General features: G+C 35.2%; 13 protein-coding genes. All 13 read right to left on the bottom strand.

Annotation, left to right across the window (positions count from 1 at the left end; translation table 11 throughout):
• Positions 1-265: 265 nt before the first annotated feature.
• The 13 genes from RB618_RS04640 to RB618_RS04700 all read right to left on the bottom strand — a co-directional run bounded on the left by RB618_RS04640 (position 266) and on the right by RB618_RS04700 (position 16,543).
• Positions 266-1,093, bottom strand: coding sequence for a KilA-N domain-containing protein (locus RB618_RS04640; RefSeq protein ID WP_308067685.1), 828 nt, complete (start codon positions 1,091-1,093; stop codon positions 266-268).
• 171 nt (positions 1,094-1,264) lie between these two features.
• Positions 1,265-2,461, bottom strand: a complete 1,197-nt coding sequence (locus RB618_RS04645; RefSeq protein ID WP_308067686.1) for a C1 family peptidase — start codon at positions 2,459-2,461, stop codon at positions 1,265-1,267.
• Between the two features lie 220 nt (positions 2,462-2,681).
• Positions 2,682-3,842 (bottom strand): BamA/TamA family outer membrane protein, encoded by a 1,161-nt coding sequence (locus RB618_RS04650; protein WP_308067688.1) that lies wholly within the window; start codon positions 3,840-3,842, stop codon positions 2,682-2,684.
• 56 nt (positions 3,843-3,898) lie between these two features.
• Positions 3,899-4,867: a transporter gene (locus RB618_RS04655; protein ID WP_308067689.1), complete on the bottom strand. Its 969-nt coding sequence runs from the start codon at positions 4,865-4,867 to the stop codon at positions 3,899-3,901.
• A gap of 63 nt (positions 4,868-4,930) precedes the next feature.
• Positions 4,931-6,106, bottom strand: a complete 1,176-nt coding sequence (locus tag RB618_RS04660; RefSeq protein ID WP_308067690.1) for a helix-turn-helix domain-containing protein — start codon at positions 6,104-6,106, stop codon at positions 4,931-4,933.
• A 129-nt stretch (positions 6,107-6,235) separates the two neighbouring features.
• The gene (locus tag RB618_RS04665; protein ID WP_308067691.1) at positions 6,236-6,814 is read right to left on the bottom strand and encodes a DUF4136 domain-containing protein; all 579 of its coding nucleotides are present in this window, start codon (positions 6,812-6,814) and stop codon (positions 6,236-6,238) included.
• A gap of 304 nt (positions 6,815-7,118) precedes the next feature.
• Positions 7,119-8,519, bottom strand: a complete 1,401-nt coding sequence (locus RB618_RS04670) for a DUF2252 domain-containing protein (protein ID WP_308067692.1) — start codon at positions 8,517-8,519, stop codon at positions 7,119-7,121.
• Between the two features lie 11 nt (positions 8,520-8,530).
• Positions 8,531-10,000: a DUF1254 domain-containing protein gene (locus RB618_RS04675; RefSeq protein WP_308067693.1), complete on the bottom strand. Its 1,470-nt coding sequence runs from the start codon at positions 9,998-10,000 to the stop codon at positions 8,531-8,533.
• Positions 10,001-10,033: 33 nt separating this feature from the next.
• Entirely contained in the window at positions 10,034-11,386 is a 1,353-nt protein-coding gene (locus RB618_RS04680; RefSeq protein WP_308067694.1) for a DUF1214 domain-containing protein, read from the bottom strand.
• Positions 11,387-11,418: 32 nt separating this feature from the next.
• On the bottom strand, positions 11,419-12,867 hold the full coding sequence (locus tag RB618_RS04685; RefSeq protein ID WP_308067695.1) for a DUF1254 domain-containing protein: 1,449 nt from the start codon (positions 12,865-12,867) through the stop codon (positions 11,419-11,421).
• A 53-nt stretch (positions 12,868-12,920) separates the two neighbouring features.
• Positions 12,921-13,724, bottom strand: coding sequence for a hypothetical protein (locus RB618_RS04690; RefSeq protein ID WP_274254955.1), 804 nt, complete (start codon positions 13,722-13,724; stop codon positions 12,921-12,923).
• Positions 13,725-13,794: 70 nt separating this feature from the next.
• Positions 13,795-14,808 carry an HAD family hydrolase gene (locus tag RB618_RS04695; protein WP_308067696.1) on the bottom strand — a complete coding sequence of 338 codons (1,014 nt, stop codon included), beginning with the start codon at positions 14,806-14,808 and terminating at the stop codon, positions 13,795-13,797.
• A gap of 61 nt (positions 14,809-14,869) precedes the next feature.
• Positions 14,870-16,543, bottom strand: coding sequence for an arylsulfatase (locus RB618_RS04700; RefSeq protein WP_308067698.1), 1,674 nt, complete (start codon positions 16,541-16,543; stop codon positions 14,870-14,872).
• Between the last annotated feature and the right edge of the window lie 18 nt (positions 16,544-16,561).

Below are 16,561 nucleotides of genomic sequence, written 5' to 3' on the forward strand. Positions count from 1 at the left end.
TTGTATATCTTCGTCTGAAAATGGCTCTAGTGCTTTTGCCAACATTTTACTGGTTCTAATACAACCATAAACTCAAAAAGCGCCGCAATCCAAAGATTGCGACGCTTTTCTATTTTCTTAAAAACTCTCAGGTAATTAAACCCCTAATTTCTTAGCAATTTCAACAGGAATTCCTCCTTTGTTTACTAGTAATGCAGTAGTTTTATATTTTACGAAGTTCTTAGTTACAAACAAAAAACCTTTGTAGTTGTTTGTTTTTATTATTTTAGGATGAAATATTCTTCAATTCAGTTGTATTTATTAACGATTTCATTTGGCTAATTGCAATTTCATTCAACTTTAGTAATCTTTCATTCTGTTCTATATCTTGTTGTATCAGCATAGCATTTATACTTTCAAGATTAGATAACACAACTAGCTGTTCAATAGATGCTATATCTCTAATATTCCCTTTTTCATTAGGATTTTCAATACGCCATTGTTTTGCTGTTTTTCCAAACAAAGCAACATTCAATATATCTGCTTCATCTGCGTAAATAAAGTTTCTCTGATAAGTTGTTAAGCTTATGGGTATTAGATTTTCCTTTATTGCATCTGTATGTATTTTGCAATTAATTTTAGAAATGGTTCTTTGCAAATTCCACTCTAATTTTTTAGTACTATTTTCTTCTTCCTTTAGTCGCTGAAATTCTTTTATTAAATAAAACTTAAACTCTGCACTCAACCACGTGGCAAATTCAAAAGCGATATCTTTATGAGCAAACGTTCCTCCATATCTACCTGTTTTCGAAATAATTCCAATAGCATTAGTAGATTCAATCCAACGTTTCGGAGTTAACGAAAAGCTATTAGAACCTGCCATATTTTTAATTCCATCGAATTCGATGGAATTAAAATCAGGATTATTAAATTTCTCCCATAAGCCAACAAATTCAATTGTGCTTCTGTTTCTCATCCAGTTTTGCAAAATATAATCACTTCTTTCATCATCGCGATGTCTCGCAATATCCGTTAGAGATATAAAATCCTCTTTATTGTCTTCATATAAAGCAATATCAACACCTTTTACATTTATCTTTTTATTTTTTGACATACTATTTGAAAGAAAAGTATTAATTAATTTAAAAGCCAAATATACATTTTTATGCAAATAAATGATTCAATTAAAAAAATCAAAATAATATATTATAACTAAAATTTAAAGCAAAAAGCGCCACAATTTACATTGCGACGCTTTTCTATTTTCTTAAAAACTCTCAGGTAATTAAACCCCTAATTTCTTAGCAATTTCAGTAGGAATTCCTCCTTTGTTTACTAGTAATGCAGTAGTTTTATATTTTACGAAGTTCTTAGTTACAAACAAGAAACCTTTGTAGTCGTTTGTTTCTCCCCAAGAATTTTTTACGATATAGTATTCTTTTCCAGTTTGATCTTTTGCAAGACCAATAATGTGCATTCCGTGGTCGTCTGTTGTAGTGTAGTTATCAAACGCTGCCTGACGCATTTCTGGAGTAATTTCTGGTTCTGCTTTTGGTCCGTTAAACATGTCTGCTTTTTCTTCAGCCGTCATATCGTCGAATTTTTTAGTAGCCACGTAAGCCACACCGTTTTTCCAGCTAAAGCTTTTCTCGCTAACATCTGTTGCCCAAGCTACAGTGTATCCTTTTTTAAGTGCATTGTCGATAACGTCTGTCATATCGTTCAATTTTACGTTGTAAACTTGATCTAATGACCAGTTGTCTGGCACCATCATAGTAGTTTTTTGATAGTATGGAGCGTTTGTAAAAGATGACATTTCTACGTACTCGTCTGGGTTAATTCCTACTACTTCTTTAGCAAAAGATTGTGGCGTATAGTTTTTCCCTTTGTATGTAAAGCTATCTGGCACTTTTCCTAAATAAGAATCAATAACAGCTGAATATGCTTTTTGCCAGTTTGGAGTCAATTCTCCGTTCGGGTTTTTCACAACTGCTGCAAGAACACCTTCGATAAGAGCGCCCATTTCAGCAAATTTATTTTTGTCTGTTCCGTAGTTTAAACCAGTGTAAACTTCTCTAGGCACAGTTCCGTATTTTTTGTACATATTAATTACATCGTGAAGAGCACCTCCGTCACCAAGCGTAATTGCTCCATGCATACGAACATAGTTAATTCCTTTTTCTACATACACGTTTCTTGCAGAATAAATTTGAGAAAGCTCAACAGGCTGTTTTCCTAAACGAATCATTTCTGACTCTAAGAATGAGTTTGTTGAGTAGCTCCAGCAAGTTCCAGATGATCCTTGAGATTTTACCGATGTTGTACCTAGGTTAATTACTTCTGTAAATTTGAAGTTCTCTTTACTTTTGTCGCTAGCATTCAGTTTAAGTGAATTTACTAAAATGTCTTGCGCAAAACAGCCTGCAGTTCCAGCCAAAAATATTGAAGCAGCAAACACTGATTTGAATGAAAATGTATTCATAAGTTATGTTTAAGATTTTATAAAATTAGTCTCCAATGTTTCCAATTTGTTACAAAACAATTAAATATTATACAATTTGTGTAATGTTTAGTTGTTAATGTTTTCTTAACGGTTAGAATTATTAAGGTATTTAATACAGAAAAGCCTCAATAATACATTATTAAGGCTTTTTTAGTTTATTATTTATAAATTAACTTCTTACAAGTTTTTTGCTTTTTTGCTATCGCATCCAGTTGCTTCCAAAAACGATATAGTACGCCCATTCTTCTGGACCTTTGGCAACGTCTACTCCCATTCGGAGTTTGAATTTTCTGGCAATGAGGTATCTAAAACCTGTTCCGTAGCTATAAACAATGGGTTTGGCAAAGGCTTGATCCCAATCGTTAAACGCGCTTGCGAGACCACCGTAGCCCATAAGGCTCCATCTACGGTACAAATCCCATCTAAATTCCAGTTCAGATACAATGCTCGTTTTTCCCATGTAACGGGCAGCGGGAATTCCTCGCATATTAATTCCTGGTTGTAAATAAAAAGGCGGACTCCCCAACGCCTGCTCCCCTTCAATCCTTAGTCCGCCAATTAGAGTTTTCGCCAACGGATAATATCCAATTGCCGATAAATTGATACGCCATGCCTGATAATCGCTCCCCAATGCTTTATCTGACCAGAAAAAATCGGTTTGGATTCTTATTCCTTTATCTGGCGTAAATATGTTGTCACGTCCGTCAAATTGAAGCGCGGCTCCAAGCTGACTTATGGTGCTTTTAATATCTTTTGGATCTACAAATGGCGGCGGAAGATTAAAATCGGGCAAGTTTATTTTTGAATTTAAAAATAAATACTGCGGCCCTGCGCTCCATTTTGCATTTTTAAACTGCTTAAGCCATTGCGTATAAAATATAGTCGATTTAAAATTGAGCTTAAATTCCTGATCGGACTGATTGGGCAAATTGTTTGCATAAAATGATAAATTCATATCGCCATAAGCTGCAAAGCCACGATATAAGATTTTAGATTTTACCAATGTTGCAGAACGAAAAGCTCCTGCCATCCAGCTTTTGTTTGCGGTGTACATTCCTAATCCTCCTGTAATATCTGGATTTACAAGACGTTTGGTTCCATCTGCTTCAATAACCGGTGGGCGTTTTTTTAGGAAAATTGGAGCAACGGCACCTCCAAATCCGCCTAAAGCGGGTTCTGTAACAATGGTTGGCACTACTAAGAATCCGTTGGCGTAGATAAGAAAATCACTTAAATCAAAAGCTCCATCGAGAGAATCTTTAAAAACTACCTGATGTTTCTGCGCGCTTAAAACATTAAACGATAAAATAATCCAGATCAAAAACAGAACTTTATTATGTATTGTTTTTTTGCTTTTCATAGAATAGTTATCGCTTTTAATTTAAATTTTCACTTCCTCTAAAAAATTTTCAGTAATTATTTTTTCTTAAAACTAAACACGTGCGCCAGCGTAATAAAGAAAGTATTTCCCTGAAATCTATTTACTGCGTTTACTTCTCCAATCCATCTAAAACCTGCAGAAGTCATGCAGCCAAGATGCAAGTAATTTACCTCAGCCCCTAGCCCGCCAACTCTGTCTTTGTCTGGTTCTACAACAAGAATGCTTCCTACTGGAATTTTATCGTCTGATACTTTGTATTGCAAGTAGTAAATCAAACCTGCGTTGAATATGCCTTTTGGAGCCGTTTTTTCGGCATTCATGAAATAAAAAGTCTTTCCTAAACCTCCTTCAATGCTCAAAATATCTCCCGTTTTAATATCGGTATCTTTCTTTTTTCCGTTGATTTCGTAAGCAGCCAATGCCGAAAAATGAAATGTTTTCTTATCATTAAAGTACAAAGTTGTTCCCGCCGAAAACTCGTTCATAAACATTCCTAAACCGCTGTTATTGCTTCCGCCGAGTTCGTACTTTCCTGTTGGCAGATACATTTGATAACTGAAGACAAAGTCGGCTCTTTTATTATGCCAGCCTAACTGAACGGGCTGAATATACATATCTGTAAACGCAAAATCGCTTTTAGAATCAATGTAACTCCCTTGAATGGTATTGGAAGCCCCAGCGAGCAGGATGGTGGCTCCGTAATTGGCGCCCAAAATTTTAAAATCGCTTACATAATTGGCTCCAACACCTGTAATAAACATGGTAACATCTGGATTGCCTACTTTATCTCCGTCAGCGTTTCTTAAAGAAGATGCGCTATAAATATAGCCTGGAATATACACGCTCAAGGTTTTTTCTGGCGCTTGAGTTCCCGATTGGAGCCCCATTGCGCCAAGAATATGTCCTCCTTTTAATTGGGCATTACAGTAAACCGAAACCAATAAGAGCACTACTGTAAAAGCATACTGCATCTTTTTTTCCGAATAATTGTTTCTTACTTTCATGGTGGAATATTTTGCATTAAGGCTCTGTAACAGCCATTACTAATTATTTTTCCAGAAAAAACTTTACTTAAAGTAATAAGCTCCTGAACGGTCAGGATTTATTCGGATGGTTTTAAAGTATTCTGAAGGAGATTTTCCGGTGTGTTTTATAAATGCTCTGAAACAAGTGGTTCGAGATTTAAAACCAGATCCCCAAGCCATACCCTCTAAGGACAAATCTTTCCATTCAGGATCGTTTATTTTGTCTTTGAAATATTCAATTCTTTTAAGATTTACATAGTCCTGAAAATGAAGCCCAAATTCTGAATTAATCAAATTGGATAAGTGATGAACTGATATTCCGGTTTCGTCAGACAAATCTCTAATTACAAAATCTTTCTTCAAAAACAGATTTTTAGAATTTAGCTCATAATCTAATTTTAAAAGGTATTCTTCTCTTTTCTCAAGAGTAAGTTCGTTTACAATCGGAAGCGTATTTTTTGTTTCTTTTGTTTTTACTGCTAATGTATTATCGACAACAAAATCGAATGTCTCTTCTTCGTCAAGAAAAATTTGCGGTCTGAAATAAAGCCATCCAACAGTAAAAAACAATACCGAAGAAATTAACACATAGCAGGAAAGATCTGTTGCTTCTACTTTTTGCAATAAAAAATGATGCACAAAAAGTGCCGAAAACAAAAACAAAATCATGAGATTGTATACTCTAATCCAGTTTATTACTTTACTATGGTGAAATTGGTTTCCTTTAAATTTTTTCAGATCATAGTTTAAAATCAACATGGTTTGAAAAAACACATAGAAAAGCCAAATCGTCAATGTTAAAACAGAAAATGGATTTTTGATTAGTCCTGCAATATAATCGACTGCTTTTATATTGGTATAACTTCCAACATAAACAACTAGCGTTAAAAAGAAATAAATAGCAAAAGGCACAAAATGAAGCCAGTCGTATTTTCTGAAACTTTTATTTAATGATAAAATATTTCTAACATACAAAAATGAACATGGGGCGGTTAAAAATATAAATGCTTTTGTAATAGTAAGGAGATCTGGGAAATTTTTAAATAAATTGGCCGAAAGATAAAAATTGTAGATACTTACTACCGCCAGACTCAGCAGAAACATTCCCAAAAAGAAACTTTTCGAGTAATTTTTTTTGGAAAATAAAACCATAATCGCAGTGGCTAGCCCAGCAATAGTGGCTATAAAAAAGAATAGGGAAAGTAAAATATCGATCATTTTTTTAAGCTTAATTTAGTAACGTTAATTCTCTTAAAATCTTAAAAATAGAATACGATGGGGGCGTACGCATGAAGAAAAAGAATTGTACTTGCCGAAGTGTGGCAAGTGCAATTCTTCATTTTTTAGTTATTTTTTAACTGCTCCAGGAGGGAAACCAGTTAATATTTTTTTTATTGCATCGTTGATGAATTGTTCAGGATTATCTGGTCTGCTGTCAATTTCAGCATTTCCGATTCCTTGCCAAACCAGTTTATCTGTCTTGGTAGATACAATGTCTATTACCAATGAGCCATCAACATAATCGTAGGTATTAAATGTTGTGTTAGCACCGCCCATCATAGCACCGCCTCCCCAATATCCGTATGGACGATACATTCCGCCATAACCGTAAAAATCTGTATTAGCACTAACCGATGTTTTATTTTTTAGGATAGAAACGGCATTAACTTTTAAATCAGGATTGCTAGATTCTGTAAATCCTTTTGCCAGCATTTCATTTCGGATTGCTTTTGCAACACGATCAACATTTAACTGATTTACTTGGCCTTGCTGCGCTTTTAAGTCATAAACCGCAAAAGTTTTGTATTCGCTGAAGTTAGCAGAATGATCATAATCAGTTGTAACTTTTACAGTTGGAGCGCAACTGTAAAACAAACCCAAAAATAAGATTGGGATTATACGAAGACTTGTTCTTTTAATATTCATGTTGTGGTATTTATTAAATTAATAATTAAATCAGTTTAACTCGAATGTATTAAAATCAAAAAAATCTTGAACGAAGGGGGCTAAAACGTATCAATAATTGCTAAAATGGCACAAACCTTTACTAAACAATTACTTAGATCACTCTCAAAGATAAATTATTTTATTTAATTAACAGTATTAAATAAATAAAATCTTACTTTGCTGTTTTGCAATCTATTTTGTTCAAAAATTTAAGTTTTTTTAAAGTTTTATTTACTTTGTACAACTACATATTTGTTCTTCTTTTCTTTTAGATTATAAAGAATCAAATTTCTGCAGCTATAGGCAATTTTCCATGTTTTATCGCTTCCAGCATTTTATTGTAATCCGATTCGTTTTGATCGGCATATAAAACTGAAAATTCTGAAACGGCATCTGCAAATTCGTTCGAATCTCCGATATAACCCGAAATTACTGAAGGATCTCCCGAACGTGCATGAGCTCTTGCAAGTGCCCATCCGCAGGCTTTGGCATATTCTGCCATATTTTTAGGTTTCATCACTTCTAGAATTGGTTTTACTTTGGCGTCTCTAAGCTGACGAATGTAGAAGAACCTATTTTTACTGTCGTCTGTCCAACCCAAAAACATATCCGATGCAGACTGCATTAACTTTTGTCCCATTACAATTCTCTCACCCTGATGATAGTATTTTCCTTTTATTTTTACATTCCCTTCTAAAACACTTTTTCGGGCCTCTTTAAACTGTAAAAAAATCGGTTCTCCAGTTGCAGACATCAATAGGCTAATGCCACACAATGTACCCACACTGCCTACACCCACTACTTTTATAACGATGTCATGAAGCATATATCGGCTTAACAAAATCTGCTTTTCTTCTGAAAGCGATTCTAGATATCTATTATGGATAATTTCGCCCTCTTTAGCCACTTGCTTTTCAAGCTCTCCGCTTGGGTGAAATATCAAAGGCGGATCATCTTTTATGCGAGCTCTAGCGCCATCAAAATAAGTCATCTTTGCAAACTCCTTTTCGTGAGCGGTATACTCTGATGCTTTTTTAATTCTTTTCTGGTCAAATTCTTTAAATTCTTTATCTCCGCTTAATTCAATCAGTTCTGCTAAATCAATATCTGCATACCAAATTTGAAGAGCCGATAATTTACTGTAATCCAACATATGCCGTTTATAACTATCCGCAACATGCCAAGCAAATTCTTTGCAATTTTTATTTGAAAATTTTCGCCATCTTCCCGCGATCACAAAACTGGCAGCGAGTCTTTTTACATCCCATTCCCAAGGGCCAGGAAATGTTTCGTCAAAATCATTTATATCAAAAACCAACTTACGTTCTGGAGTTGCAAATCCGCCAAAATTCATCAAATGACAATCACCGCAAAGCTGCAGATTTATTCCAGATACAGGAGTATGAACCAAATCGGCAGCCATAATGGCAGCAGCGCCTCTGTAAAATGCAAAAGGAGACTCCATCATTCTTCTGTATCGAATAGGCAGCAGACTTTCAACTCTTCCCTCACTAGTCTGAATTAAAATATCTACAGGATCTTTTCGGTTTTTGAAAGAATTCCATTCCTTGTGTTTCTCCAAAGGAATTTTCTTTCTAATCGAAGCTCCTTTTTCATAACGTTCTGCCTTTGACGCTATCGGATTAAATGGGGTTTCGGCTATATGTTTTGAATCTTGACTCATATCGATGATAGCTATTTTACCTCTTTAATGTCATCCATTTTCCAGCTTTTATCAAAATAAGCTTTTGTTGGTCCATAGAAACGCATATAAGTAAACCAATGTTTTCCTGGTAAAGTTTGCACCCAGTTTTTCTCTTTTCCAGCTGGTGCTTTTGGTCCAAAATACAAATCGACAGAACCGTCACTGTTTTTTATCAAATCTTTTCGAGAAGACAAATCGCCACTTTGTTGCGGATTATCAATCAAACAGCGTGTTGCCGAATCATAAACCGTAACAGACCAAAAATTGACTGCTGGTGGATTTGCTGGTATATTTAGGGTATAATTTTTTCCTCCATCCAACCAATTTCCTTGATTATCATAATAAGCCCCCAAATAAGCCTGTCCTACATTTGGCGTTTTCGTAATCATTGCCTTAGAATATCCTGTTGCTTCGTAAAAATAAGAGGCACGCTCAAAAAACTCGTCATAATTCTCATCGCGCTGTGATGGATTTTTAATAATCATAACATAATCCCATTTCTTGTCTGGCCAGTGTTTTACATCTGCAAAACGTTTACTAAATGAATTCGCCATTGCCATTTGCTGTCCTTTAGTGGCTGCATCAATTAGAATTTTTTTCTGACGCTCGTCTGGCGCAAAAGGTTTTCCTTTTTCTATGCCTAAATTTTTAAGCCAAGCTGTAAAAAATCGATCGCGATCTTCAACAGGCTCAACTTGTAAAATAGCATGAAGGCGTTCCCAATAAGCAATCCCAATTGGTTGATTTCCCAGCCATTTTTTCCCTGCTGGCGGGCTTACTATTTTGGTTTGAGTTGGATTATCACGTTTCGAATATGGATAAATCTTTACCTTTTTTACAATGTCTTCTGTTGATTTTGGATCAGGATCTAACGAACGAATTCCAAAAAACATATTCATTGTATTGCACGGAACAATAAAATATCCTGCTGGTTTTAAATCTTTCATTGTTGGTGGCACTAATAAATACTTGCCGCCTTTGCCTTTATCTGGTCCCATTTCACCAATTACGGCTTGCTCACGTTGCCAGAAATCTCCAAGTCCTCCGGCAGTATGACCAGCAGGCATTTCAAGAACTGTCGGCCCATTTGTTGCCAAATCGATAAAAGACATTATATAAGGTGTTGTCGCGTTAGCAGTAAGAATTCCTATACGATCATTGTATGAGTTATAAAAAACAAGATCGTTACTAGACGCTTTAAATTGATTATAATGCACATTTTGCCATTCTGCGAAAGTTACAATTGGCAATGCCCACAAATAACATTGTGTTGCCTGCTGCAAATCCATTTCGTCAAACAGTTTAGGAATAGATTCTTTAGATGGCAGCTCACCATCCATTTTTATTTCAGTTCCAGATGATGCAACTGCTGTTGATGAAGTTTCTGATGTTTCTTTCTTACATCCAATATTTAAAATAAGAGAGATTCCAACAACAATAATTAAGCATTTATTTTTCATATAATTTGTGTTTTTAATGTTATTACACACTTATTATTTCTTTTCAATTGGAGCAGGAAACCATTTTTTATCTAGAACTTCATTTTTCGAAACATAAAGACGTAGATTCAAAGAGAATCCTTTTCCTGCGGGAGTTGGCAACCAATTACTTTCAGGTACATTTTTAGGCAGAGCCGAAGCAAGCCAAATGCTTAAAGAGCCATCTGGATTTTTCTTTAAGTGCGAAACATTGTTTAAATTGTATCTTTTTAATTTATTATCAACCACTCTGTAATCAGGTACGCTATACAATGTAATCGACCAAAATGCATTGACTGCTAAATCTGGCAACTGTTCTTTTGGAAACTTAATTTCATAAACTTTATCGCCACTCAACGGTTCTTTATTGCTGTCTGTAAGTCCAATAAAATAAATCGCTTCCTGAATTTGATTGGCCCATAAACCTCCATAATTGATGATGTCTCTGGCCATAATATTATCACCAAATTTTCCAGCAACATACGATACAGACCAGCCTCCTTTTTGCGTGCCAAAACCTTTTGCTCCCGCTAAAAAGGCAGGAATTGCTTTTGTTTTCACTACTTCATCAATATGAGCTTTGGCTTTATCATCTATTTTGGCATAATTACCAACTGCGATTGCTTTATCCTGATATTCTTTTGCTTTTGGATTAGTGTCTGGATAAGAATTGATTACTTCTTCAACCTTGTCGAAAATTTCTCCAGCAATTGGTGCTTTTGGAGTAAATTCTGGAATTGTTATTGGAGGTTCTATTTTAATTCCATCAGGAACTGTTAAAGTAAATTGTTTTTGAAGTTTTTGTGCCACATCTGGAGTTCCTTTGAGCTCAACTCTTGCTAACATTTTAGCTTTATTTGATGGCAATTCGATTTTTACAGCATCGGATGGAATTGTAGGATTGGTACCTTTTAGAACTAATGCAAATTTACCGAAAGGCGTTTTAGGAAAATTGCGTTCGTTAATATTCACAATCACTTCTCCCCAGCCGTCCAATAATTGTGCGGTATAATAACGATTTGTAATTTTAGGTATATTTAAAACAACAGCATGAGCTGCATCAACAGCAATCCAAGCTTCAAGATAAGCTACATCTAAATTTGGATTGACAAATTGTGCAGACCCAAGCGGGTTATATTTTATTTTATTATACCCCACTTTTTCTACATTTATATCATGATTCTCCTGTTGTATTACAAGATATCTTCCATATAAATAGGTATAGGCGTCAACAATATCTTGATCTGTCGGATTTATTAAATTTTCTGAAGCTGTCGCTGTATTGGTTGAAGTTGACACCTCTTTTTTACAGCCAATATTTAAAATCAGAGATATTACAGCTAAAATTATAAGAAATTTACTTTTCATAATGACTTATTTAATTAGAAATCAGATCATAATTATTTCACTTCCGTCAAATCACCCATTTTCCAGGTTTTATCAAAAAATCCTTTTTCTGGGCCATAAAAACGAGCCAATAACTCAAATTTTCCTTTTGGATCTGTTGGAACCCAGTTTGATTCTTTTCCTGCAGGTGCTTTTGCTCCAAAATAAATATCAACAGAACCATCGCTATTTTTCTGAATTCCTGGAGTGGTTGAAGCACGGCTAAAATATTTCATGCCTTTTATTAAAGCATGCGTTTCACGATCGTAAGCTGTTACAGACCAATATAATTTTACAGGAACATTTGCTGGAAGATGCAATTGATACAGTTTTGAACCATCAAATTCCTGACCTTTATCGTCTTTAATTGTCATTAAATAAAACTGCCCTGTACCTAAATGTTTAGCACTGAAATAAGCGATTGAGTAGCTTATTGCCCGTTCGCTTACCGGATAAATATTTGGAGCTGTATAATTGGACATTATTGCTTTTACAACATCTTGAGAAGCGGGTAATGCCCAGTTTGTACCGTCATAAAAAGGAGGAGTAAAAATTGCCTCATATTTACTGTCAATCCATTTTCTGGCATCTTTTACGGCTATTTCCAGAATCTCTTTTGTTCGGGCATCTGCCTGAAAAGTTTTTCCTTTTTCAATTCCAATTGATTTTAAAAAATCAACCATAACCAAATCTCGGGTCAGCCAAGGTTCACGCTGTACAAACTGATTTAAGAGCTCGAAAAAATGAAAATTATATGGAATTGTATTGCTAAAATCGACTTCAAGCAAATCGGTAAATTTTGTAGCTGCTGGATTTGATGCCTGAGAATAAGGATAAATTTTGATTCTCTTTCCATAATCAATCGCTCTTTTTAGATCGGCTGGACTTCCGTCGGTAAGATTGGATCTAAGAATTGCAAAACCTGTATAGGTTGATGATGGCATTGGAATATATCCTGCTGGTATTTTATCTTTATAATCTGGTGGCAAAATCAAATACTTTCCTCCCTTTCCTTTATCGACACCCGCCGGACCAATATCTTCAATTGCGGTTTGCCAGCCATCATCAAGACTTCCCGTTAAAGAAGACGCGCCTTCAGCATCTGGAATTTCTAACACAACAGGTCCTTTTCTAGTGTCATATAGCGGATTTATATAAACAACATCAGGATTTGGTGTTAATGTTTGATTTTTTGAATTTATTAATCCTGACCAATAAATGATCTCATTAAAATTACCTTTTGCAGCAGTTAAACTTTCATTAAGCAGTTCAAAATTTACAGCTGGCATTCCCCAAACAACAGCTTCTATTGCTCGATTATAAACTATCTGTTCATTTAGATTAGCTGGTTTGAAAGTACTTGAAACAGATTCTGCAGAAGCCGATTCCGTTTTTTCTGTCGAAGTTTTATTGCAAGAAATAAATAACGCAATAATAAAAAGTGAAATTATTTTAGTCTTCATTTTATATAGTATTAAAAAAATTAAAATGATATTTTCTAAATTCTCATGGAAAATTATTGCGGGAATATAAATGCCACCACCGCTCTTAATCCCCAGTCTGGTTTTATCGATTGATGTCCAACAACCGGAATTAAAGGCATAACGGCAAATTGCATGGTTTGTCCTCCTAATTTTGTAATTGCACCAACATTTGGACTAACGGTTATAAGTGTCGTATTTCCTTGCCAGTTTTGGGTAATTTCTGAAGTGATTCCCAAACTTGCTCCGCTTTTATAACTGTGTGTTAGAAATAATTGTGTGTAAAACTGGTTAAAATCGGCTCTATCGGCATTTCCTGCAACAGACCAAATTTGATTGGCCAGAAAACCAATAGAAAGTCCTTTTCCTTGATGCATGACCAAAACGCTTGGTCCAATTCCGAATTTTTCTGTTCCTAAAAATTTTTCTGTCGCAGTTGGCACTAAAAAAGCAGGTCCAACTCCTAAGATGAGTCCTTTAGTTTTAGGAGCAAAAAATGCTGTTACTGTTGCATCGCTTAAACCAAATTCATGTGTGTTTTCTCCCGTAACATCCTGCTGATCTACAACTGGAAGAATGTAACGAGTAATTAAGTTTAAATTTTCACTCAACTTAAAAGGAACAACGGGCTGAATATTGATCTGATATTTTATTCCGTTATAAGGGCCAATTCCATAAGTAAGATTATTTTGCAGTGGCACACTAATTAAGCTTGCCACAGGATTAGCCATTTTATCGGCTAGCTCTTGTGCGCTGTTACCCGGTTTTGCAGGTTCTTCCTGAGCAGAAATTGTAAAAGTGACAAGCATCAATGCTATTGCTAAAAAAGAATTTTTCATACGGCTTAAATTTATTTACTAAAAAAACTTCGACTCGTTAACTTTTATACTGCAAACAATTCTTTTTTATTTAATCTGCGAAAACTTTTTTCCAGTCTTTCTGCATATCCACAACATGCCATTTGTTTTGAGCTGCTGCATTTAATGATGCATTGTCTTTTTCCTGATATTTATATTCTCTTATAGAATCATTATGATTTACAAGCAATTGAAAAGATGGATATTTATTCCCTTGAGAATATTTCAGCATCGCAATATCTCCTGCACCACCTTCGTTACCACAGGCAAAAACAGGTCGCTGTCCGATGTGCAATTGAATTCCAACAGGTTTCCCTTCTTTATCATTAAAATGATCTAAAGCAGCCTCACGCTGTACTGCATTTTTAGCTGCATCGTATTTGTATTTGAAAGAAGTACCTACCACTTGGTCTTTCGGAATTCCGTAAAAATCTTGAGATATTGCTCGCACCACTTCTATTGTTCCTCCAGTAACGATATAAGTTTTAAATCCGTTAGCGCGGAGATAATTCAGCAGTTCTAATTGCGGTTGATAACGTATTTTTTTTACGGGAACATTTTTACCTGGATACTGTGCACTTTTAAAAAAGTCATTCACCGAAGTTTCAAATTCATCTTCGGTCATTCCAGTATGCGTTGCGGCAACTAATTCTATAAGTGCTTTATCACCACCTTTTTCAAAGAAAGTTTTATCTTTTTCTATAACTGCTTTAAAAGGCTGTTTTTGTGCTAATTCAGGTTTGGCTTCTACCATTTTTTTTACTCGATAAAAAGCAAATAATTCCTGAACATAAGGCTTTTCAGCCCAAAGTGTTCCGTCATTATCAAAAGTAGCAATTCTATCTTCTACCGGAATAAAATCTGGACTTCCTTCTTTTGTTACTTTTTCAACATAAGTAATAATATCTTTTTTTAATGCTCCGTCATTCCAGCTTGGCAATGGATCGCCATTATTTGCAGCAGTTTCTGTTTGTTTATTTTCTGTTGGAGAAGTTACTGTATCCGATTTTTTACAGGAAAAGAAAAACAAAGTCACCAGAGACACTATATATATACTTTTTTTCATGATGTTTTTATTTTAGTAAAAGAGATTCAGATTTTTCAACCTGAATCTCTTTTGTTATGATTTATTTTTTCTTTTTTGCTTCTTGCTCCTCCTCTTTTAATTTTGGTAAAACATTTTTCTCAACATACTGATCGGCTTTAATACCTCTTAGAGTCTGCTGCATAATTGTAGTTGGATTAAAACTAGGCGGTATAGAACGTGGCGGATAGTCTTTAAAAGTTTCTGCAAAAACAAAAACATCATTCATAACACCATACATTGTCTGAACATGATTTAACTGCCAATCCCAGAATGTGTTAGAAGTAAAATCAGCACGTTCGTATGGATCTTGGAATATGTTAAATATTTTTTGCAAACGTAATTCTGTAAATGGTTCGGCCCATACTCCAAGAGTACCAGGGCTACGCTGTTCTGCAAAAACATATTTGTAATCTCCTTCTCTCAACCCTACTAAAAGGCCATCATCATCAGAATAGAAGAATTTATCTCTTACACTTTTACCTCCTTGTAGTAACTTTGTTTGATCAAAACCGTCTAGATGTACTTTATAACTTTTTCCATTTGCATTATATCCTTTCAAAAGTTTCTTAACTAAATCAGGTTCTCCTGCAATTGATGCAAAAGTTGGCATCCAATCGTTGTGGCTCATTAATTCATTTGTGATTGTTCCTGGTTTAATATGACCTGGCCATCTTACAATACAAGGTACACGGAAAGCTCCTTCCCAGTTGGTGTTTTTTTCTGAACGAAAAGAGGTCATTGCCCCATCTGGCCATGTATTCATATGAGGTCCATTGTCTGTAGAATAAACAACAATTGTATTGTCTGCAATTCCTAAATCGTCTAATGCTTTTAAGATGCTTCCAATAGTTTCATCATGTTCAATCATACCATCAATATACTCGCTGTCTCCATGTGTATATCTTCCTCTATGCTCTTTTCTAACGTGCGTACGCAGGTGCATACGAGTAGCGTTGAACCAACAGAAAAATGGTTTTCCAGATGCACTTTGTCTCTTAATAAAATCGATTGCTGCTGCAGAAGTTTCATCATCAACAGTTTCCATTCTTTTTTTGGTAAGTGCTCCTGTATCTTCAATTTTTTGTTTTCCTACTCTACCAAAACGAGGATCAGTTGTCGCATCATCAGCATTTGTTGCAACACATTTTAACACTCCTCTTGGCCCATATTTTTTCAAATATTCTGGGTCTTTTGGATAATCTGGCAATTCTGGCTCTTCTTCAGCATTTAAATGATACAGATTTCCGAAGAATTCGTCAAAACCATTTACAGTTGGCAAACTTTCATTTCTATCCCCAACGTGGTTTTTACCAAACTGTCCTGTAACGTATCCCAAATTTTTCATGACCCCCCCAATAGACGGATCTAACTGACTCATTCCCATTGGTGCACCAGGAAAACCTACTTTTGTAAGTCCTGTGCGAATACCGTGTTGTCCTGTTAAAAAGGCCGCACGCCCTGCCGTACAGCTCTGTTCTCCATAATAATGTAAAAATCGCATTCCCTCATTTGCCAAGCGATCAATATTAGGAGTAGTATATCCCATTAGTCCATCACTATAAGCACTAATATTGGTAATCCCAATATCATCTCCCCAGAGTACTAGGATATTTGGTTTTTTACTCTGCGCTGTAACAGAAACTCCGGAAAAAAATAGTAAAACCAATACCTTTAAAGTATCCGTAAATCTGCATTTTAATTTGATTTGTTTCATGATAAAAAAATTCGTTAA

It is taken from the genome of Flavobacterium sp. LHD-85, from assembly GCF_030929595.1.
GTDB lineage: Bacteria > Bacteroidota > Bacteroidia > Flavobacteriales > Flavobacteriaceae > Flavobacterium.